This window comes from Epilithonimonas sp. (assembly GCF_032054305.1).
Taxonomy (GTDB): domain Bacteria; phylum Bacteroidota; class Bacteroidia; order Flavobacteriales; family Weeksellaceae; genus Epilithonimonas.
Genome location: NZ_DAMBSX010000004.1, coordinates 158,875 through 180,895, shown reverse-complemented (window position 1 = coordinate 180,895; position 22,021 = coordinate 158,875). Strand labels below are relative to the sequence as shown.

The 22,021-nt window shown below is 35.4% G+C and carries 20 protein-coding genes and 1 pseudogene; 10 read left to right on the top strand and 11 right to left on the bottom strand.

The window, feature by feature from the left end; all coding sequences use genetic code 11:
- Nucleotides 1–61: 61 nt before the first annotated feature.
- The 8 genes and pseudogenes from RTX21_RS09975 to ileS all read right to left on the bottom strand — a co-directional run bounded on the left by RTX21_RS09975 (nucleotide 62) and on the right by ileS (nucleotide 8,131).
- Entirely contained in the window at nucleotides 62–784 is a 723-nt protein-coding gene (locus RTX21_RS09975; RefSeq protein WP_312767280.1) for a LytTR family transcriptional regulator DNA-binding domain-containing protein, read from the bottom strand.
- Between the two features lie 9 nt (nucleotides 785–793).
- Complete coding sequence (locus RTX21_RS09970; protein ID WP_312767279.1) at nucleotides 794–1,882, bottom strand: histidine kinase; 1,089 nt, start codon at nucleotides 1,880–1,882, stop codon at nucleotides 794–796.
- A 375-nt stretch (nucleotides 1,883–2,257) separates the two neighbouring features.
- Nucleotides 2,258–2,898, bottom strand: a pseudogene (locus RTX21_RS09965) (vancomycin high temperature exclusion protein).
- An 18-nt stretch (nucleotides 2,899–2,916) separates the two neighbouring features.
- Nucleotides 2,917–3,570 carry a lipoprotein signal peptidase gene (locus RTX21_RS09960; protein ID WP_312767277.1) on the bottom strand — a complete coding sequence of 218 codons (654 nt, stop codon included), beginning with the start codon at nucleotides 3,568–3,570 and terminating at the stop codon, nucleotides 2,917–2,919.
- Nucleotides 3,570–3,761, bottom strand: coding sequence for a DUF2683 family protein (locus RTX21_RS09955; RefSeq protein WP_312767276.1), 192 nt, complete (start codon nucleotides 3,759–3,761; stop codon nucleotides 3,570–3,572). The genes RTX21_RS09960 and RTX21_RS09955 overlap by 1 nt, the downstream gene beginning before the upstream one ends.
- 63 nt (nucleotides 3,762–3,824) lie before the next feature.
- On the bottom strand, nucleotides 3,825–4,067 hold the full coding sequence (locus RTX21_RS09950; RefSeq protein WP_312767275.1) for a DUF6576 domain-containing protein: 243 nt from the start codon (nucleotides 4,065–4,067) through the stop codon (nucleotides 3,825–3,827).
- 77 nt (nucleotides 4,068–4,144) lie between these two features.
- Nucleotides 4,145–4,525 (bottom strand): TraR/DksA C4-type zinc finger protein, encoded by a 381-nt coding sequence (locus tag RTX21_RS09945; protein WP_312767274.1) that lies wholly within the window; start codon nucleotides 4,523–4,525, stop codon nucleotides 4,145–4,147.
- Between the two features lie 153 nt (nucleotides 4,526–4,678).
- Entirely contained in the window at nucleotides 4,679–8,131 is a 3,453-nt protein-coding gene (ileS, locus tag RTX21_RS09940) for an isoleucine--tRNA ligase (RefSeq protein WP_312767272.1), read from the bottom strand.
- Nucleotides 8,132–8,295: 164 nt separating this feature from the next.
- On the opposite strand from ileS, the gene RTX21_RS09935 reads away from it, so the two are divergent.
- The 3 genes from RTX21_RS09935 to RTX21_RS09925 are packed head-to-tail and all read left to right on the top strand — an operon-like array spanning nucleotide 8,296 to nucleotide 10,864.
- On the top strand, nucleotides 8,296–9,591 hold the full coding sequence (locus RTX21_RS09935) for an AMP-binding protein (protein WP_312767271.1): 1,296 nt from the start codon (nucleotides 8,296–8,298) through the stop codon (nucleotides 9,589–9,591).
- Nucleotides 9,592–9,608: 17 nt separating this feature from the next.
- Nucleotides 9,609–10,217 carry a hypothetical protein gene (locus RTX21_RS09930; RefSeq protein ID WP_312767270.1) on the top strand — a complete coding sequence of 203 codons (609 nt, stop codon included), beginning with the start codon at nucleotides 9,609–9,611 and terminating at the stop codon, nucleotides 10,215–10,217.
- Between the two features lie 44 nt (nucleotides 10,218–10,261).
- Nucleotides 10,262–10,864 carry a hypothetical protein gene (locus RTX21_RS09925; protein WP_312767269.1) on the top strand — a complete coding sequence of 201 codons (603 nt, stop codon included), beginning with the start codon at nucleotides 10,262–10,264 and terminating at the stop codon, nucleotides 10,862–10,864.
- A gap of 42 nt (nucleotides 10,865–10,906) precedes the next feature.
- Here the strand turns inward: RTX21_RS09925 and RTX21_RS09920 are convergent, their stop codons facing one another.
- Entirely contained in the window at nucleotides 10,907–12,157 is a 1,251-nt protein-coding gene (locus tag RTX21_RS09920; RefSeq protein WP_312767267.1) for an NAD(P)/FAD-dependent oxidoreductase, read from the bottom strand.
- A gap of 85 nt (nucleotides 12,158–12,242) precedes the next feature.
- Here RTX21_RS09920 and RTX21_RS09915 point away from each other — a divergent pair, with 85 nt between their 5' ends.
- The 7 genes from RTX21_RS09915 to RTX21_RS09885 all read left to right on the top strand — a co-directional run bounded on the left by RTX21_RS09915 (nucleotide 12,243) and on the right by RTX21_RS09885 (nucleotide 20,364).
- Complete coding sequence (locus RTX21_RS09915) at nucleotides 12,243–13,763, top strand: aromatic amino acid ammonia-lyase (RefSeq protein ID WP_312767266.1); 1,521 nt, start codon at nucleotides 12,243–12,245, stop codon at nucleotides 13,761–13,763.
- Nucleotides 13,764–13,773: 10 nt separating this feature from the next.
- Nucleotides 13,774–14,505 (top strand): 3-oxoacyl-ACP reductase FabG, encoded by a 732-nt coding sequence (gene fabG, locus RTX21_RS09910; RefSeq protein ID WP_312767265.1) that lies wholly within the window; start codon nucleotides 13,774–13,776, stop codon nucleotides 14,503–14,505.
- 74 nt (nucleotides 14,506–14,579) lie between these two features.
- Nucleotides 14,580–15,800, top strand: a complete 1,221-nt coding sequence (locus RTX21_RS09905) for a beta-ketoacyl-[acyl-carrier-protein] synthase family protein (protein WP_312767263.1) — start codon at nucleotides 14,580–14,582, stop codon at nucleotides 15,798–15,800.
- 8 nt (nucleotides 15,801–15,808) lie between these two features.
- Nucleotides 15,809–16,063 (top strand): phosphopantetheine-binding protein, encoded by a 255-nt coding sequence (locus tag RTX21_RS09900; RefSeq protein ID WP_312767261.1) that lies wholly within the window; start codon nucleotides 15,809–15,811, stop codon nucleotides 16,061–16,063.
- A gap of 53 nt (nucleotides 16,064–16,116) precedes the next feature.
- On the top strand, nucleotides 16,117–17,001 hold the full coding sequence (locus tag RTX21_RS09895; protein ID WP_312767260.1) for a lipid A biosynthesis acyltransferase: 885 nt from the start codon (nucleotides 16,117–16,119) through the stop codon (nucleotides 16,999–17,001).
- Between the two features lie 190 nt (nucleotides 17,002–17,191).
- Nucleotides 17,192–18,718, top strand: coding sequence for an NAD(P)/FAD-dependent oxidoreductase (locus tag RTX21_RS09890; RefSeq protein WP_312767259.1), 1,527 nt, complete (start codon nucleotides 17,192–17,194; stop codon nucleotides 18,716–18,718).
- Nucleotides 18,718–20,364: a C45 family autoproteolytic acyltransferase/hydolase gene (locus RTX21_RS09885; RefSeq protein WP_312767257.1), complete on the top strand. Its 1,647-nt coding sequence runs from the start codon at nucleotides 18,718–18,720 to the stop codon at nucleotides 20,362–20,364. The genes RTX21_RS09890 and RTX21_RS09885 overlap by 1 nt, the downstream gene beginning before the upstream one ends.
- Nucleotide 20,365: 1 nt before the next feature.
- Here the strand turns inward: RTX21_RS09885 and RTX21_RS09880 are convergent, their stop codons facing one another.
- Together RTX21_RS09880 and RTX21_RS09875 are read right to left on the bottom strand one after the other, a co-directional pair.
- Nucleotides 20,366–21,538, bottom strand: coding sequence for a DUF2062 domain-containing protein (locus RTX21_RS09880; protein ID WP_312767256.1), 1,173 nt, complete (start codon nucleotides 21,536–21,538; stop codon nucleotides 20,366–20,368).
- Nucleotides 21,538–22,020 (bottom strand): hypothetical protein, encoded by a 483-nt coding sequence (locus RTX21_RS09875; protein WP_312767254.1) that lies wholly within the window; start codon nucleotides 22,018–22,020, stop codon nucleotides 21,538–21,540. Before RTX21_RS09875 ends, RTX21_RS09880 begins: the two co-directional genes overlap by 1 nt.
- Nucleotide 22,021: the final 1 nt, after the last annotated feature.

Sequence of the window (22,021 nt, the reverse complement as noted above, 5' to 3'; positions counted from 1 at the left end):
TAGATAAAATTTAGTTTTTTATCTCATTTTTAGACGCATTAAGAATATTTTAAATTTCTAATCAGATTCCATAAACTTCTTTGAATAGAACGGCTTGTCGACGGGAAATTTCTACTTGGTTATCATTCGGAAGTTTTATCATCAGATTTCCGCTGAACCAATTCTCGATATTCTGGATATAATTGATATTGAAAATCGTATTTCTATTGGCTCGGAAATATTTTTCTTCGGGGAGTTTCTTTTCAATGACATTAAGAGAACGAGTCAAAACTGCTTTTTCATTTCGAAAAAATACTTTTGTGTAATTGCCTTCTACTTCAAAAAGATAAATTTCTGAGATTTTTACCATCCAACATTTTTCGCCATCTTTAATAAAGATCTGGTCGTCAAAATCCAATTTTTTATCTTGCTTTTCTATCGTTTCTGCCAGTTTTTGTTTGACTTTTTCGACAGCTTGAGAAAGTCTTTTTGGATTAATTGGTTTTAGTAAATAATCTAAAGTATTGTATTCGAAAGATTTGATGGCAAATTCGTCAAAAGCGGTTGTGAAAACAACCATCGGAATATTATCCAACATTTCCAAAAGCTGAAATCCATCTTTTCCAGGTAACTGAATGTCCAGAAAAATCAAATCCGGTTTATGAGAATTAATCAATTCAAAAGCGACATCCGCATTTTCTGCTTCGGCAAGAATGTCGATTTCAGGGATATCATTCAACAGGTCTTTCAACTCGTTTCTCGCAAGTCTGGAATCTTCGATGATGATGGCCTTGATTTTCTTCATTTTTTTAATTTAAATATTAATTTTTCCTGAATTGATGCTGATTTCTGCAGTCACTTCATTATTATTTTCTGATAATTTGAACGTTGCTTTGTCGTCGTATAAAAGCTTCAAACGCTCTTCAATATTCTGCAAACCGATTTTTGTAGAATCTTCACTTTGGGAAATTTTACCGGTATTTTTTACAATTATTTGAAGATCGCTTTTATCTAAATAAGTTTTAATAAAAATATTGCCACCATTTTTCAACGTAGAAATTCCGTGTTTAACTGCATTTTCGACCAACATTTGCAAAATCATCGGCGGAATCTGAATGCTTTTCGTTTCCTCAGAAATATCAAACTGAAAACTCAGCCTATCTTCATATTGGATTTTAGAAATTTCGAGGAAGTTCTCCACCGTTTCCAACTCTTGTTCTACGGTTACAAAATTGGTTTTTCCTAAAAGCAGAGAAGACCGAAGCAGCTCAGAAAGCCGTGTGATCATTTCTTTTGATTTCAAAGGGTCTTCCTGCACCAATCCGCGGATATTATTAAGGCTATTGAAAATAAAATGCGGATTGATCTGTCCTTTCAATGTGTTAAGATGAGCGTCCTTCAGACTTTTTTCGATGGATAATTTTTGCTTCAGATCCTCTTGTCTACTTTGATAGATTTTGTATGCATAAATGAAGACCAACCAATTAATGGTTATAAAAAGAAAGTAAAAATAATTAACCAATCTTTTGTCAAAAGTTTCGCTGGCTGTAAATTCGTATCTGGCTTGAGATTCTGCCAAAAAATCTTGTGCGTAGAGCAGAAAAGGCCAAAGCATCAGTTGGAAAAGGATATGCAAAAACAAGACAATTCCTAATATCAATGCAATATTTCTAAAGTTGAATATCTGTTTTAACGACAATTGTTCAATAAAATAGATGACAATATTGGAAATGATATAGAGTAGAAATGTGACGAAGAACAATTCGAAAATATAAACGTTAAGATATAGTTTTGAATATATCTCATTATAAATTAGTTTTTTGAATGTCAAAAAAAAGAAAATGGTACTTAGTAAATAAGTAAATGTAAAAACGTGATATTTCCAGTTTTTGAGCAATGTCACAATCGGAGTTGTATTTAATGTTACGAATTTAGTTTAAACTTTATTTACTAGGCTGTTTTTTGGTTTTTTTAAATACCAAAATTATAGCTACGATAAATGTAACAGGGTAAACAAAACCCAATGCTGGTTGTGAAATGTGAAATTTTGAAAATCGAATTCCCGAAACCAAGTTTGTTTTTCATAGTTTTTAAATTTTCATGGTTAATAGTTAAAATAACTGAGTGATGAAGTCAATGATTTTGAAAACGATTTCGATAATAATTGTGACCATAATTAAAGTTTTTGATGATTTTCTAAAACAAATATAGAATGTAGAAAACAACAAACCCGTCAAAATATGACGGGCGGTAAATTGTAAATATTGAAAGGTTTTTTCTAAGGAATTAAGATTTTTTCTCCACCAAATTTCGGCTCAACATTGAACCAGATATCCGGATAAGCCTTTGCCTTTGCAAAATATTCCCGGAGATTGGTTTTCAGTCCGGCGTATTTGTTTACATCTTTTGCGTTGTATCCAAAGGCTTCTATCCCGAATTTTTGAGCAAGAAAAACCGCTCGTTCATTATGGAATTTCTATGAAATGAAAATAACTTTGTTTTGTCCAAAAATCTCTTTGGCTCTCACGACAGAATCTAAAGTCCTGAATCCTGCGAAATCTTCATAGATTTTATTGGCTGGAATTCCATTGGCAATGAGGTTATTTTTCATTTGCTAGGTTCATTGTATCCTTTTACAGAATTGTCTCCGCTTACGATGATAGATTCTATTTTTCCAGATTTGTATAATTCTGTCGCCGCATCGATTCTGTATTTGAAATAAAGATTGGGATTTCCGTTGCTTAAATTTTTATTCGTTCCCAAAACAATATCTGTTTTTATCTTCGGAATGTCCGAAATAGAATAAGAGATAAAAGAATCACTTTCTTTTTTGATAGAATAATTCGCGAAAAGAACAAAAAGAAATCCTGTCACGATAAGCAACAGGAATATTTTGATTAAGTTTTTAAATAGTTTCATTTGTGTTTGTTTTATTTTCTAAAAATCCAATCCGTTTGGAAATGCCTTTTTTCTAAAGATATAAAGAAATAAAGCGCCAACCGTTATCGAACTGTCTGCAACATTGAAGATATATTTAAAGAATTCTATTCTATTTCCTCCCAAAACCGGAACCCACTCTGGCCAAGTCGTATCTACCAAAGGAAAATGGAGCATATCTACCACGCAACCTTTCATTAGATCAGAATAGCCATGTCCAATTTGTGTCAGTTTAGAAACTCCACCGTAATCAATCCATCTTTCAGAAGCTGCATCATAAAAAGTACCACTGTCGAAAATTACACCGTAGAAAATGCCGTCAAAAACATTACCGATTGCGCCGGCAAATATCATTGCCATTGGAATAATAAGATAATTGGACGCGCCTTCTTTCAGCCATTTTTTAAATAAAATGACCATTCCGATTGCTAAAACTATTCTAAGGATAATCAATGCGTATTTTCCCCACAATCCTCCGAAATGCAACCCGTAAGCCATTCCCGGATTTTCCACAAAAGTCATCTTGAACCAATTGAGTCCAAAAACATTCACGCTTTCACCAAGATAGAAATGGGTTTTAACGTAGATTTTTGAAGCCTGATCTATAAGTAGAATTAATATTGTAACTAATATGATTATTGTCTTCTTATTCATTACAATCCTTTTGGTTTTTGATTTTTAGTGATTTTTTTATCTTTTCTGTCACTGATCTTTTGGATAGTTTTCTGATTATGGAATTGGTTTCTGGTATGAAATTTTTCAAACTCGATTCCCATCTCTTTCAAAACACTTTTCAGTGCTGTCAGCTCCATAGAGTTTTTGGTATGTACAATTATAGATTCCATTTTTTGATTTTTTGAGACAATTATTTCCCCAGGGGATATTTTTGCAAATGTACTTCAAATTAGTTATTTCTTAGATAACTCGTCCAGTCTTTTGCGTTCTTTTTCGGTAAGGTCGTTCAAGCCGTTTTTTCCTATCTTACCCAAAAGTTTATCAATTTCGTCCTGTCTTTCCTTGCGCTTTGCATTGTACTCATCATCAATAGTGTAATATTTCTCCTCAGGTTTGAAGATGTTTTTGACAGATTGATTTCTACTAAGGACAAAACCAACTACAGTGATCAAAAGTAAAATAATAATTAGCATCATTTGTTTATAAGAAAAAAGTCCCAATTCCCAGTCTTTGGAACTGGAAACTCGGACTTTGTATTTTGATGATCATTTATTTATCTCTGCATATTCTTAGCCTCGATACTAAGTGTTGCATGTGGGACAGCTCTCAGCCTTTCCTTGGGAATCAGTTTTCCCGTTACTCTACAAACACCGTAGGTCTTGTTCTGGATACGAATCAGTGCATGTTTCAAATCACGAACAAACTTTTCCTGTCTCGATGCCAAGATTGCATTTTGTTCTTTACTTAATGTCTCTGCACCTTCTTCAAAAGCTTTGAAGGTTGGTGAAGTGTCATCCGTTCCGTTATTTTGATTATTGATAAAACTTTCTTTTATAAGGCCAAGGTCATTCTCTGCCTTTGCAATTTTTTCTTGAATTAATTGTTTAAATTCTTGAAGTTCAGCATCGCTATATCTTAATTTTTCGTCTGCCATTTCCATCGTTGTTAATTGTTCAAATTTTTATTTTTTTTGGCTTTTTATTTTAGCAGCCACGCATTTTAATTAACAAGAATAAAGATAAAGTTTGAAATAACCCAATAATGATTTTTAATTCATAAATCCTTAACAATAATTAAATAGTGATGATTATTTTTCAATTTTAACCTTGAATTTTTCCTCATCTATCTCTATTTCTTCGAAATCTGAGAGTGAATTTACAAATTCTATTTTATCCGACAATACTTCCGCAGAAATATATGCTTCATTGTTAATAAATTCTTTGCGGAATGGGCAAGATTCTTCCAATTCTATTGAAATTCTGTCCGTTAGTTCGAAATCTTTATCTTTTCTAAGGTTCTGAACTCTATTGATGAATTCCCTTGCGACTCCTTCCGCTTTCAATTCATCCGTCAATACCAAATCTAATGCCACAGTTGTTTTTCCTTCGCTTGCAACTGTCCAACCTGGGATATCTTTGGTGGAAATTTCAACATCTTCAACCGTAATGTCATATCCTGAAACATTTGCTTTTCCTGTTTTCTCCAATTCAGCAATTTGCTCAGAACCGAAGTTTGAAATTTCGCCAGCAACTGTTTTCATATCTTTTCCTAATCTCGCACCAAGCGTTTTGAAATTCGGTTTTATCTGTTTTACAATAAGATGCGAAGCTTCTTCTGCGTTAATGAGTTGTAATTCCTTAACGTTGACCTCCTGTTTGATGAGTTCAGAGACGGCCAAGATTTGTTTCTCAGTTTTCTTATCCAAAACAGGAATCATCACTTTTTGAAGTGGCTGACGAACTTTTACATTTTCTTTTTTTCTTAATGAAAAAACCATCGAAGTGATTTGCTGAGCCAAATGGGTTTTCTCAACCAAATCCTGGTCAATCAAACTTTCATCTGCAATAGGGAAATCTGTCAAGTGAACAGAGTTTACCAAATCTCTTCCAGTCACTTTGTTCAAATCCTGGAACAATTGGTCCATGAAGAATGGCGCAATTGGTGCAGAAAGTTTCGCAACAGTTTCCAAGCAAGTATATAAAGTCTGATAAGCCGAGATTTTGTCATCAGAATAATCGCCTTTCCAGAAACGTCTTCTACACAATCTCACGTACCAATTGGACAAGTTGTCATTAACAAAAGTATTGATGGCTCTTGATGCTTTTGTCGGTTCGTAATCTTCGTAGAAAGATTTTACTTCTTTAATTAATAAGTTTAATTCAGACAAAATCCATCTGTCGATTTCCGGACGATTTTCTACATTGCTTTCAAGGTATTTGAATCCGTCAACATTTGCATACAAAGCGAAGAAAGAATAAGTGTTGTAAAGTGTTCCGAAGAATTTTCTTCTCACTTCATCAATTCCTTCAATATCGAATTTAAGGTTTTCCCAAGGATTCGCATTGGAAATCATATACCAACGTGTCGCATCCGGTCCGTAAACAGAAAGCGTTTCGAATGGGTCAACTGCATTTCCAAGACGTTTAGACATTTTTTGTCCGTTTTTGTCTAGAACCAAACCGTTTGAAACCACATTTTTATAAGCTACAGAATTAAAAACTGTTGTTGCAATCGCGTGTAAAGTATAAAACCATCCACGAGTCTGGTCAACACCTTCTGCGATAAAATCTGCCGGGAAAGCTTTGTTGTTGTCAACTTGCTCTTTGTTTTCAAAAGGGTAGTGCAATTGCGCATAAGGCATCGAACCTGAATCGAACCAAACATCAATCAAATCACTTTCACGCTTCATCGGTTTTCCGGAAGCTGAGACCAAAGTGATTTGGTCAACAATGTTTTTGTGAAGGTCAACCAATGCATAATTTTCCTCAGACATATCGCCAACTACAAAACCTTTGAAAGGATTTTCTTTTTGGAAACCAGCTTCGATTGATTTTTCGATTTCGTTGTATAATTCCTCAACAGAACCGATTAGAATTTCTTCTTTTTTATCATCCGTTCTCCAAATTGGCAACGGAATTCCCCAATATCTTGAGCGGGAAAGATTCCAATCGTTGGCATTTTTCAACCAGTTTCCGAAACGGCCTTCTCCTGTGGATTTTGGTTTCCAGTTGATGGTTTCATTCAAATCAAACATTCTGTCTTTCACATCGGTTACCTTGATGAACCAAGAATCTAGCGGATAATACAACAAAGGCTCATCGGTTCTCCAACTGTGCGGATAACTGTGAACATATTTTTCAACTTTGAAAGCTTTGTTTTCTTTTCTTAATTTAAGTGCAATTCTCTCATCAACAGATAAATAAACTTTTAAATCTGCGATGATTGATTTTAAATTCTCTTTCTGAATATTGAATTCAACATTCTTTTCATCATCATTGAGATATTCAGACTTCACATATTCATTAGCGAAACCATACATTTCATCATTAACAACAGATAAGAATCGACCTTGCAAATCTACCAAAGGAACCGGATTTCCGTTCTCATCCAAAACCAACATTGGTGGAACTTCTGGCGAAGCTTCTTTCGCAACTTTAGCATCATCTGCACCGAAAGTTGGAGCAGTGTGAACGATTCCTGTTCCGTCTTCCGTCGTAACGAAATCTCCCGAAATTACTCTAAAAGCATTTTCTGGATTTTGGTAAGGTTTGGCATAATCTAAAAGTTGCTCATATTTGATTCCAACCAAATCAGCACCTTTGAATTCGGCTAAGATTTGATAAGGAATTGTTTTGCTTTCTGAAGTATAGTTCGCGAAATCTTCATCTGTTCCTTCCACGAATTTCTTCCCAAATTGTTTCCCAACCAATGGTTTTGCCAAAACAATATTAATCGGTTCAAAGGTATATTGATTGAAAGTTTTTACTAAAACATAATCGATTTTTGGACCAACAGTCAACGCCGTGTTTGAAGGTAAAGTCCAAGGTGTAGTCGTCCAAGCCAAGAAATGAACATCGCCAAAACCTTGTAAAAATGAAGGCAACGATTCTGGCAAAGTTTTGAACTGAGCTACAACAGTTGTGTCCGTCACATCTCGATAAGCACCAGGCTGATTAACCTCGTGAGAAGATAATCCTGTTCCTGCTTTCGGGGAATACGGCTGGATGGTGTAACCTTTGTAGATGAGACCTTTGTCATACATCTGCTTCAAAAGCCACCAAACCGTTTCCATATATTTTGGTTTGTAAGTGACGTATGGATTTTCCATATCAACCCAGTAACCAATTTTTTCAGTCATATCGTTCCAAACGTCGGTGTAACGCATCACGGCGTTTTTACAAGCTTCGTTGTATTCCTCGATTGTGATTTTCTTTCCGATATCTTCTTTGGTAATTCCCAATTCTTTTTCAACACCCAATTCTACAGGAAGCCCGTGCGTGTCCCAACCTGCTTTACGGAAAACCTGTTTCCCATTTTGCGTCTGGTAACGGCAAAAAATATCCTTAATCGCTCTCGCCATAACGTGGTGAATTCCAGGCATTCCGTTGGCGGAAGGTGGTCCTTCATAAAACACAAACTCCGGTTGTCCCTCACGAAGTTCTACGGATTTTTTGAAAGTGTCGTTATTTTTCCAGAATTCTGCAATGTTTTTAGCAGTTTCGGTAAGACTAAGATTTTTATATTCGGTAAACTTGCTCATTTTTAATGTGTCAAATCTGTTTCTTGTAGATTAAGTTTGCGAATTTAGTGATTTTTGTCGATTTTTAGCACATCTTTTGGGTGGTTTTTGATTGTTAAAAACTTCAAATTCAGAACCATAAAATTGTATTATGTTTTATAAATTTGTGTCATAAAATTACATCCTTGGAACTATACCCAATTATTGAAAAATCAGATTCAGATTCAATCAAAAGCTTTCAGGAAGGCAAATTGAGGGAGCTTTTAATTTATCTGGAAAATCATTCGCCATATTATCAGAAACTTTTTAAAGAAAATAATATCGATATCAGTCATATTAATTTTTTAGAAGACTTGCAGAAAATCCCCACGACCTCTAAAAATGATATTCAGCAGAATAATGATGATTTTTTCTGTGTTCCGCAAAGTGAGATTGTTGATTACAGCACGACCTCGGGAACTTTGGGTGATCCTGTGACTTTCGGATTGTCTGACAAAGATTTGGAGAGATTAGCTTATAACGAAGCTATTTCCTTCGCTTGCGCTGGAGTTCAGAAAGGCGATATTGTACAGATGATCACAACTATCGATAAAAGATTTATGGCAGGCTTGGCTTATTTTCTTGGACTCAGAAAAATGGGAGCAAGTGTTGTGAGAATGGGGCCTGGAATCCCGGAATTGCAGTGGGATTCGATTTGCAGATACAAGCCAAAATATCTGATAACCGTTCCGTCTTTTCTTTTGAAAATGATAGATTACGCCGAGAAACATCATATTGATTATAAAAACTCCAGCGTTTATGGCGCAATTTGTATTGGAGAAGGACTCAAGAATCAGGATTTCACAGATAATATTCTATCAAAAAAAATAAAAGAAAGGTGGGATATTCAATTGTTTTCGACTTATGCTTCTACAGAAATGAGCACGGCTTTTACTGAATGTGAATTCCAAGTTGGTGGTCATCATCATCCGGAATTGATTATCACGGAGATTCTTGATGAAAACGAAGATCCTGTGAAAGAAGGAGAAAGTGGAGAATTGACAATTACGACTTTGGGTGTTGAAGCACTTCCGTTATTGAGATTTAAAACCGGAGATTTGGTAAAAGCGCATTACGAACCTTGTAAATGTGGACGAAATACAATGCGCTTAAGTCCTGTTATCGGAAGAAAACAGCAGATGATAAAATATAAAGGGACGACGCTTTATCCGCCAGCGATGAATGATATTCTGAATGATTTCAATAATATTTTATGTTATCAGATCGTTATTCAGTCGGATGAAATCGGCTTGGATGAGATCATTATCAAATTAAGTACAGACAATGAGGATGAGGGTTTTGTAAATGAAGTGCGAGACCATTTCCGGGCAAAACTTAGAGTGAGTCCAAAAATCGAAGTTTTGGATTTTGAGATTTTATCTAAAGCTGTTTTTAATCCTAATAGCAGGAAACCAATTAATTTTATAGATTTACGAGCTTAAAATTTTATTTAATAACTATGAAAAAACAATTATTTTCTTTATTTATTTTGTTGTCTGTAATGAGTTTTGCTCAGAAAATGAAATTTATCACAGGAGATTTGAATTTCTTAAAAGGACAATCACAAGTATCAGTCGTTTTTGATTATTCTGATCTGAAATTGACAAAAGATAATTTGCCTGAGAAGACTTTTGTCGAAAATAAAGTAAAAGTACTTAATGAGAAGGTGGAAGGAAATGGAGATACTTGGGAAAAACAATGGAATGTTGCTAAAGAAGGAATTTGGAATCCAAGTTTTCTAACAAAAGCTAATCTTTTTTTGGAGAAATTGGATACTCCATTGAAATTTAAAGAAAACGTTGAATCCGACTACACACTTGTCGTGAAAGTTGTTTGGATGTACTCCGGGTGGGATGCTGCTGTAATGAAGCAGCCATCAAAGGTTTCTACAAAGCTTTTGTTTATAGATTCTAAAACCAAAGCTGTTTTAACAGAAATTGATAGCAGAGAAGCTTTGGGGGGAAATGGAAATTGGAGCAATCTTTTCAATGACGAAGCGCGCATTGGAGAAGCTTTTGGAAGTACAGGTAAAACTTTGGCAAAAATTATTTATAATAAACTTAGATAAGAGAAAATTAAAAATTTAAATAAAAATATAATAAACAAAGAACTATGAAAAAATTAGTGTTGGCAGGATTGATAACTATTTCATCTTTTGCAATGGCTCAGAAAATGAAAACTGAAAAAGGAGATTTGTCTTTCCTGAAAGGTCAGAATGTGGTGAATGTCGTTTTTGACTACTCTGATGTGAAATTGATGAAAGAGAATATGACAGAAGCACAATATGTGGAAAAACATTCTGCTGAGCTCAATGCTAAAGTGGATGGAAATGGAGATTCTTGGAAAAAACAATGGACAACAAGCAAAGAAAATATCTGGAATCCTAAGTTTTTATCTATTGCCAACACGGTTCTTACAAAAGAAAAAAATCCATTGAGGTTCAAAGAAGGAGTTGATTCGCCTTATACATTGGAAGTTAAAGTGAAATGGATATATCCGGGTTGGGATGCTGGTATTATGAAGCAACCTGCAAAAGTGAGCACACAACTTATTTTTATAGATTCTCAAACTAAGAATGTTGTTTGTGAGATCAGCAGTCAGGAAGCTCCTGGTGACCAATGGGGAAATAATTTCAGTAACGAGTATAGAGTAGGAGAAGGTTTTGCTAAAACAGGAAAATCTTTATCGCAAAAAATTGTAAAAGAAGTTAAATAATGACTTCCATTGAATAAAAAGACCGCCAATTGCGGTCTTTTTTTATTGTTGCTGTTCCAGTTTTTCTATCTTGATATAATTTGCAAGATTTACAACTGCAGAATCGTGTAATCTCACAAATGGGTTCTTTTTGTTCCAGACATAACCTGCAAGAACCGCACAAATTTTCCTTTTCACATCAGGATTTTCCGGTTGGTGAAAAAACAATTCCTGAAGATTTCCCGTGTACCATTCTTTTACATACGTTGTGAAAACATTCACACCATATAGGATGTGATCCGAATATTCTTTTTGCCAGTCGATTGTTTCACCGTTCAATTGTCTTAAGGCTAATTTTGCGGCGAGCATTCCGGATTCTGTGGCAAAAGCCATTCCTGATGAGAAAACGGGATCCAGGAATTCCGAAGCGTTTCCTGTCAAAGCAAATCCGTCTCCGAATAGGCTTTTTACAGAGCAGGAGTAATCTTTCAGATGTCTAGGCTCAAAAAGAAAATCAACATTGCCAAAACGTTTTACATAATAATCCGAAAGAGAAATGGCTTTTCTCAAAGCTTCAGCAGTATCGCCAGTCTCAGAAAGTTTGTCTATATATTCAGTTGGTCCAACGATTCCCAGACTTGTATTGCCGTCGGAAAAAGGAATCACCCAAAGCCAGACTTCGGTTTCTATAATATCAAATGAAATCAATGTTCCTTCAACACCTTCTTCACGATTAATATCTTTAACGTGAGAAAAAATTGCTGAATGTGGAGATAATTTCGAAGGTTTTTCTAAGTCTAAAAGTCTCGGTAAAACGCGTCCGTAGCCACTGGAATCAATCACAAACTTGGCGTGGATTTCTTTCGTTTCGCCATCTTTCGTTTTAACAGTGGTGATAGAATCAGTTCCATTGAATTCAATCCCGACAACTTCGGTTTCAAATTCCAGATCGATTCCTTTATTGATCACTTCTTGAGCTAAGGTGTTGTCAAAATCTGCTCTCGGAACTTGCCAAGTCCAGTCCCAGCCTTCCCCGAATTTGTTGCTGAAATCGAAAATACAAACTTCGTCACCTCGCATAAAACGTGCGCCAAGTTTCTTTTCAAAGCCCATTTTATCGAGTGCAGGAAAAAGCCCGGCTTCATCAAAATGGTCCATTACTCTTGGAATTAGACTTTCGCCAACAACGATTCTTGGGAATTTCGTTTTTTCGACAACTTTTACATTGATGTTGTTATTTTTCAGAAAAGCAGAGGAAACACAACCCGAAGGTCCGGCACCAATGACTAGAACATCAACAAATTCTTTACTCATTTGTTTAATAAAACTTTTATCTTTGCGCAAAATTAATCACAAATATTCAATTATATAAGAAATTTGTATTTTATTACTATAATTAATGAAAATTAGCAACCATCTAAATATCCGAGATTTCCAAAAGATAATAATCGAGAACCAAAAAATAGAACTGGATGAAGAACTATTACAAAGAGTTGATAAAAGTTTTCAGTTCCTGAAAGAGTTTTCAAAAAATAAAGTGATCTATGGTGTGAATACAGGTTTCGGACCTATGGCACAATTTAAGATCAACGATAATGATACGCATCAGTTACAATATAATCTGATAAGAAGTCATTCTTCCGGAATCGGAAATCCTTTGCCTGCATCCGAAGTTAAAGCTTGTATGTTAGCTAGGCTGAATACTTTGTCCCTTGGAAATTCAGGGGTTCATAATTCTGTCGTTAATTTGCTTAAAGAATTAATTAACAGGGATATTACTCCACTGATTTTCGAACATGGAGGCGTTGGAGCAAGTGGAGATCTGGTTCAACTGGCACATTTAGCTTTAGTCTTAATTGGCGAAGGTGAAGTTTTTTATAAAGGCGAAAGAAAATCAGCAAAAGAGGTTTTCGAAATCGAAGGACTTCATCCGATCAATGTTGAGATCAGGGAAGGTTTGGCTTTGATGAACGGAACTTCTGTGATGTCTGGGATCGGGATTGTAAACGCTTACAAAGCCAATCAATTGACCGAAATTTCACTTAAGCTTTCTTGTGCTATTAATGAAATTGTTCAGGCTTATGACGACCATTTGTCCGAAGTTCTGAATGGAACAAAGCTTCACGCAGGTCAGCAGAAAATTGCAGCAAAAATGCGAGCTCATTTGTCTGACAGCAAACTTGTGAGAAAAAGAGCGGATCATTTGTACACCCATTTTGAAGAGCAGGATAAGGTTTTCAAAGAAAAAGTTCAGGAATATTATTCGATCAGATGTGTCCCACAGATTTTGGGACCTGTTTTGGATACGCTGGAATACACAGAAAAAGTGTTGGAAAACGAGATCAATTCAGCGAATGATAATCCAATCATCAATGTTGAAGATCAGCACGTTTATCATGGAGGAAACTTCCACGGCGATTATATTTCTCTCGAAATGGACAAGCTGAAAATTGTCGTGACAAAACTGACAATGTTAGCAGAAAGACAATTAAATTACCTTCTGAATTCTAAGATCAACGAAATCCTACCTCCCTTTGTAAATCTGGGGAAATTAGGTTTCAATTTTGGGATGCAAGGTGTTCAGTTTACGGCAACTTCTACAACGGCAGAAAGTCAAATGTTGTCCAATCCAATGTACGTTCACAGTATTCCTAATAATAATGATAATCAGGATATTGTAAGTATGGGAACCAATGCAGCCGTGATTTGCAGAAAAGTAATCGAAAATGCTTTTGAAGTTTTATCAATTGAATTGATCACTATTGTTCAGGCTATCGAATATCTTGGTTTTCAGGATCAAATCTCATCATCAACTAAGGAGTTGTATGATGAGGTCAGAAAAATAATCCCTCCTTTTTCTGATGATATGGTAATGTACCCGTATTTGGATAGGGTTAAAGAATATTTAAAGACAACCTAAAAATTACCAGATGAAGTGTGCAATTATAACAGGCGGTTCCAGGGGAATTGGTAGAGCTATTTGTCTAAAATTAGCAGAAGAAAAAAACTATCATATTCTTATCAATTATACATCCAATCAAATTGCGGCCGAAGAAACTTTGATGCAAGTTCAAGAATTGGGCTCTACAGGAGAAATTCTTAAATTTGATGTAGGAAATGCCGAAGAAGTACAAACGGTTCTTGGCGATTGGCAGGAGAAAAATCCTGATTATGTAGTTGAAGTTATCGTGAATAACGCTGGAATCACAAGAGACGGATTGTTTATGTGGATGAAACACGAGGATTGGAACAATGTTGTCAATACAAGTCTAAATGGATTTTTCAATGTGACTAATTTCTTTATCCAAAAGTTGTTGCGTAACAAATATGGCAGAATCATCAATATGGTTTCAGTTTCCGGCGTGAAAGGAACTGCCGGACAAACCAATTATTCTGCAGCAAAAGCAGCGGTGATTGGAGCGACAAAAGCTTTGGCTCAGGAAATTGCTAAAAGAAATATTACGGTGAATGCCGTTGCACCTGGATTCATCAAAACCGATATGACCCAGGATTTTAATGAAGATGAGTTGAAAGCAATGATTCCAGCCAACCGTTTTGGCGAAGCAGAGGAAGTTGCAGATTTGGTAGCATTTTTAGCTTCAAAAAAATCATCTTACATTACAGGTGAAGTGATTAACATAAACGGAGGGATTTATTCATAAATTAGGTAGTAGATTATAAGTAGCAGTGATGATTGCAATCTAAAAATCTGCAACCTACAACCTAGAGATTTTAAATGGAAAATAGAGTTGTAATTACCGGAATGGGAATTTATTCTTGCATTGGGGTTTCTTTGGATGAGGTCAAAGAATCACTTTATGAGGGAAAATCTGGAATCGTTCTGGACCAGGATAGAAAGGAATTTGGTTACAGATCTGGTTTAACAGGTCGTGTTCCAAAACCTGAACTCAAAAGTCTTCTCAACAGAAGACAGCGGATCAGTATGGGCGAAGAAAGCGAATATGCTTACTTGGCTACGATTGATGCTTTAAAACAAGCTGGAATAGGGCAAGATTTCTTAGATAATAATGAAGTCGGAATTTTGTATGGTAATGATAGTGTTTCTCAGGCCGTTATAGAGGCTACAGATATTGTCAGAGAAAAAAAAGATACCCAATTGATGGGTTCTGGTGCGATTTTCAAATCTATGAACTCCACTGTCACAATGAATCTTTCTACGATTTTCAAATTGAGGGGAATTAATCTAACAATCAGTGCGGCTTGTGCAAGTGGATCACATTCTTTGGGACTAGCTTATTTGTTGATTAAAAATGGATTGCAGGATATGGTGATTTGTGGAGGAGCACAGGAAACCAACAAGTTTTCAATGGCAAGTTTTGATGGATTAGGCGTTTTTTCTGCAAGAGAAGATGACCCGACAAAAGCTTCAAGACCATTTGATTCAGCAAGAGACGGACTCATTCCAAGTGGTGGAGCCGCAACTTTGATTGTTGAAAGTCTGGATTCTGCACAAAGAAGAGGTGCCAATATTATTGCAGAAATTGCTGGTTATGGCTTCTCGTCCAATGGCGGGCATATTTCCACACCCAATGTGGACGGACCGGCTTTGGCAATGGAAAGGTCTCTGAATCAAGCTGGATTAACAGCGAAAGACATCGATTATATCAATGCGCACGCCACTTCTACACCTTTGGGAGATGCCAATGAAGCAAAAGCTATTTACGAAATTTTCGGAAACGAAGTTCCTGTAAGTTCCACCAAATCAATGACTGGACACGAATGTTGGATGGCTGGTGCAAGTGAAATTATCTATTCTATATTGATGATGCAGAACGATTTTGTCGCACCAAACATCAATCTTGAGAATCCGGACGACGATGCAAAAAAGATAAATCTCATAACAAAAACAAAAAATCAAAAAATTGACGTATTTTTGTCGAATTCTTTTGGTTTTGGAGGAACCAATTCAGCACTAATTGTTAAGAAATTTGTTTAAATAAAGTTATGGAAAAAGATAAAATTATTACGATTGTTAATGATTTTCTTGTCAACGAATTTGAGGTAGATAGGGATGATATCGCAGACGAAGCAAACCTCAAAGAAACTCTAGGTCTTGATAGCTTAGATTATATCGATATGGTGGTGATCATAGAGTCCAATTTTGGTGTGAAGTTAGGAGAAGCGGACTTCAAGCAGATTGTGACTTTTACTGATTTTTACGATACAATAGAACAAAAAATTTCTGAAAAAACGGCATAACCCAAAGATGTTATTAGTCTAATATCTAGTATCTAAATTCTAACATCTGCATTATGAACAAATGGAAAGGCAAATCCAAAGGAACGATATTAGGTTACCAGATCTTTGTTTGGTGTATTAAGAATCTCGGCGTTCGCAGTTCCTATTTTGTTCTTTATTTTGTTGCTGCTTATTACTTCATTTTCGAGAAGAAGAGCAATCAATACATTTCATATTATTTCAAAAAAAGATTAACTTACAGTTCTTGGAAATCGAAGTTGTCGATTTTCAAAAGTTACTTTGTCTTCGGTAAGGTTTTGATTGATAAAACGGCTATTTCTATAGGATTGCGCAATCGATTCACTTACGAATTTGATGGAATAGAAAACCTCAAAAACCTTCTTGACCAAAAGAAAGGCGGTGTTCTTATCAGCGCTCATATCGGGAATTTTGAAATCGCAGAACACTTTTTTGCCGACATCGATTTTGATGCTCAGATCAATTTGGTCACAACAGACCAAGAAGTTACGGTTATTCGGGAATATATGGAAAGTATTGTGGTAAAGAAAAGCAATATCAAATTCATCTATGTCAAAGATGATATGTCACATATTTTTGAGATCAATGAAGCTTTGTCCAAAAATGAATTGATCTGTTTCACGGGTGATCGCTATTTCGAAGGTTCCAAATTCCTTGAAACTGAATTGCTTGGCAAGTCAGCAAAATTTCCTGCCGGACCTTTTTTGATTGCCTCAAGATTGGGCGTTCCTGTAGTTTATGTCTATGTGATGAAGGAAAAAAATCTCCACTATCATCTCTATGCAAGAGTTGCTCAAAATATCAAAAACCGTGATTCTCAAGGCTTACTTAATTCTTACGTTCAAAATCTGGAGTCGATGATAAAAAAATATCCGCTCCAATGGTTCAATTACTTTGACTTTTGGGACGATATTGATTAATTTTCAATATTTTTATGGCAGCTTAATCCACCTGTAGTTTATCCTGAGCGAAGTCGAAGGGCTCCCAATCTTTTTGTTCCGCTTTGCTCCACAAAAAGGATTTTCGCTCAAGCCGGGCTGCGAGTGATTCGACGTTAAAGCATACTTTTTAATCTAACATTTAAAGTCTAACATCTCACTTCTGTAAAAATTGGAAAAAGAATACGACATATTGGTTATCGGAAGCGGTTTGGGAGGACTTGTTTCAGCTCTTATTTTGGCGAAAGAAGGTCTTAAGGTGTGCGTTCTGGAAAAGAATAATCAATATGGCGGAAATCTTCAAACATTTTCCAGAGACAAACTAATTTTTGACACAGGCGTTCATTATTTAGGCGGACTTTCCGAAGGTCAAAATCTCAATCAATATTTCACCTATCTTGGAATAATTCAGGATCTGAACTTGAAAAAACTGGATGAAAACGGTTTTGACAGAATCACATTCGATAATGATCAAATTGAATATCCGCATTCCCAAGGTTATGAAAATTTTGTTGATCAATTATCTAAAATATTTCCTGACGAAAGAGAAAATTTGACCAAGTATATTGAAAAAATTCAAAGTATTTGTAATGATTTTCCTAGATATAATCTTGTTGGAAAAGGAAAATATAATGATGATATTCTTTACATCAATGCTCAAAAATTTATAGAATCTGTCACACCTAACAAAAAACTTCAGGCTGTGCTTTCCGGTTCTAATTTCTTATACGCCGGTGTTGCTAATAAAACACCTTTGTATGTTCACGCTTTGACGGTTAATTCCTACATCCAGAGCTCTTACAAATGCATCAATGGCGGAAGTCAGATCTCCAGATTGATTATAAAAGAACTCAGAAAATACGGTGCAGAAGTTTATAAACATTCCGAAGTTAACGAGTTTGTTTTCGATGATGAAAATGTTCTGAAATCGGTCAAGACCAAATCTGGCAAAGAATTCTTTGCCAAGAAATTCATCTCGAATATTGAGATCAGGACAACATTGGATCTGGTGGGACAAGAGCGATACAAAAAGTCATTTACAAAAAGGATCTATGACCTGGAACCGATCAGTTCGTGTTTCAGTGTTTATATTGTTTTGAAACCCAATACTTTCAAGCATTTTAATCATAATTATTACCATTATAGGTCAGAAGATTTGGTTTGGCATCAATCTGATTTCCATCAAGAAAACTGGCCAGATTGTTATATGCTTTCGTCCTGTTCTTCAAAGCAAAATCCAGATTTTTCTGAGAGTTTGACTGCCATAACTTATATGAATTATGATGAAGTCAAAAAATGGGAGAACTCTTTCAACACAGTTGCGGAACATCACGAAAGAGGACAAGAGTATGAAGATTTTAAGAAAGTAAAAGCCGAAAAATTGATCAGCGAAATAGAGAAAAAGTTCCCTGATTTGCGTTTTCAAATCAAAGAGGTTTATACTTCGTCGCCGTTATCTTACAGAGATTATATCGGTGGTTACAAAGGAAATATGTATGGTTATGTGAAAGATTCCAGCAATCCTTTGAAAACCATTATTTCTCCAAAAACCAAAATCAGTAATTTGTTTTTGACTGGACAGAGTATCAATATGCACGGAATTCTTGGCGTTACGATCGGGGCATTTGTCACTTGTTCGGAGATTTTGGGAAAAGAACTGATTGACGAAAGATTAATGAAAGTCATAAATAAGAATTGATGAATAGAGTTTTACTTTATCTTTTATTGATTGTAAGTCTCATTTCTTGTGGGATTTCCAAATCGATTCATCATGTTCCGGAAGTCAATCAATACTCACTCGAAATTCCGAATATTAATAAAATCAATGACTCGACTTTTAGCTTTGATCAAAATTATTTGACCAAAAGTAAACAGCAGTTTTGGGAGCTTTATATCAAAGGAAATCCTTTGCAGCTGGGTTATAATAATGGAGCATTGACACAAAATCTGATGCAGAAGCAGGAAGAGATCTTCTTTTCCAAAGTCGAGGGTTTTGTTCCGTCAAAATTCAAACAAAAATTATTAAGAAGTTTTCTGAAATGGTACAACCGGAAAATGTACCAGAATGTTCGTGAAGATTTTCAGGCAGAATTGTACGGTTTATCCCAATATTCATCTGATAAATATGATTTCATCGCACCAAAGTATCTTCGAAGTTTGTACTTGCACGGCGCTCACGACATTGGTCATGCAATGCAGGATCTGATGATGGTTGGTTGTTCGTCTTTGGCTGTTTGGGATGAGAATACTGAAGATGGCAATTTGTTGATCGGACGGAATTTCGATTTTTATGTCGGCGATGATTTTGCTAAAAATAAATTAATAGAATTTGTAGAACCGGAAAACGGAATCCCCTATATTTCAGTAAGTTGGCCAGGAATGATTGGCGTAGTTTCCGGAATGAATAAAGAAGGAATTACAGTGACAATCAACGCTGGAAAATCTAAAATTCCTTTAACTGCAAAAACACCGATTTCTTTTGTAACAAGGGAAATTCTTCAGTTTGCAAAAAATATTGACGAAGCTATTGCGATTGCCAAAAAGAGAAAAGTTTTTGTCTCCGAATCGATTCTTGTAGGAAGTGCAAATGATAAAAATGCGGTAATTATAGAGGTTTCTCCGGATAATTTTGGCGTTTACAAAGTCGAAAACTCCAGTAAATTGGTTTGTACGAATCATTTTCAATCCCATGCTTACAAAGATGATAAAAGGAATCAAAAGCAGATTGTAGAAAGTCATTCGGAATATCGTTATGAAAAATTGCAGGAACTTTTAAAAGAGAATCCGAAACTCAACCCGGAAAAAATGGCTTCGATTCTTCGAGATAAATCTGGCTTGAAGGGGGAGAAGATTGGTTATGGAAATGAGAAAGCGCTCAATCAACTTTTAGCGCATCACGCTGTGATTTTTTCACCAGAGAAAAGATTGGTTTGGGTATCTTCAAATCCATATCAGTTAGGAGAATTTGTTTGTTATGATTTGAATGAAATCTTTTCTGATAAGCGATTGGAAAACGGAAAATTTGCCAAATCAGAATTGAATATCAGGAAAGACTCTTTTGTAGATTCTCAGGAATTCAAGAATTATGAAGAATACAAAAAATTAGGCTCTCAGTTTGATGATGACAATAAAATTCTCTCGGATCAATTTATTGAGCGCTATCAATCTCTGAATCCAGATTTTTGGTGGGTTTATTATCAAGCTGGAAAATATTATTTTAAACAAAAAGAATATCAGAAAGCAAAAATTGAATTCGAAAAAGCTTTAACAAAAGAAATTACAACAGTTCCGGATAAAAAAAATGTTGAAAAATATCTGAAGAAAACGTTGAAAAAATTAAAGTGATCTAGCCGTTTTTCGGGTCTATCTTTTTCAAAAGGACATAAGAACCAATTCCGACAATTATAGAAGCTATTGTTGCCAGAATAAAACTTCCAATGATGTATTGAAGGAGATTGTTTTTAACCAATTCAAAATTCAAATCCTGATTGAAAAAATTATTCTCACCGCTTACAAAAGGAGCTCCAATAAACAAAGAACCAGCAATGATGAAAGGAATAAAAGGCGGCAAACTGATATTTGAGGCAACAAATGCCAAAACTTTATTCAGCTTAAAAAGCACTGACAGAGAAATTACAATCGCAGTCTGAAATCCCCAAAACGGAGAAAGCCCGAAAAAAATCCCCAAAGCAATAGAAAAAGCTTTGTTACGATTGCTCCCGTCGCTTTCCAGAACATCTTCTTTTATAAATTTTCTAAGACTTTTTTTTTTGAAATTCCTGATGAAGTTTCTAGGAATGATATAAACCAAAGTGATGAAAACCAATATCGTATTCAAAATACTAATTCTGGTGAAATCCCGAAACGGTCGGAAATGGGAAACACGTTCAGCCGGGTCGTACAAAACTTTTACCGGAACATTTTTAACTGGAATATGTCGCCATGCGGTTCTCACGATGATTTCAATTTCGAATTCAAATTTCGGCGTGAAATATTTTTCCGGAATTTTATTTAATGGATAAAGTCTGTAACCGGACTGAGTGTCTTCTAATTTGATTCCGGTTTCGAACCAAAACCAAAAATTAGAAAAATTATTTCCAAAGCTACTTTTTCTTGGGATACCGTCTTGCGACATATTGCGATTTCCAATCAGAAGAACATCTTCTTTTTCCTCAAGTAAAGCTTCTACAAAAACTGGGATGTCATCAGGGTAATGTTGCCCGTCAGAATCAATGGTGATCACAAAATCAAAACCTAATTCTTTTGCCTTCCTGAAACCAATTTTAAGCGCATTTCCTTTCCCTTTGTTTTCGGGTAAATTAAGGATTGAAATTTGAGGATAATCTTTAAGAATCTCCTTTGTGGAATCTGTAGAACCATCATTGATCACAATAATGCTTTCGGTGTAAACTAATACACCATCTATTACTCTTTTCAGAGTTTTTTCGTTGTTGTAAGTAGGGATTAAAACGCAAATTTTCTTTTCGAAGATTGCATTTTGTACTTCGTGGATGGTCATTATTTTAAGGTCGCTTTTTCTGCAGCGGTCATTGTCTTGGATTGTGTCGCAAATTTTTTGATGTAGCTTTTCAATGCAGAATTTTGCTTACTGTAGTTGCTGAGAATGAATTCTTTATCTTCTTTAAGATTCTTATTGTAACCTACAATTTTTGGAATATTTTCCTGAACGCTCATTCTTATCACACGTAATTCAGCATTATTAGGATTACTTTTAATAATGCTTTCTAAACTAGTTGCTCCAGTTTTTACGAGTGCTTTTCTTTTACCGTCTGTTGTTACCTTTGCCTCCAAAACTTTGGCTGCTGCTTTGTAGCCGGAGATTACAGGGTCGGAAGACGTTTTTTTGTCAGCAATTTCGATGAAGTTTTTAGCATTTTCTTTGGATTGATTTGCTATTGCATAACTGTCTCTCAAAGTTTCCAGATCCGAAGATTGAAAGAACATCACGAAAAATGCAAATATTGATAGCATCAGTTTCATA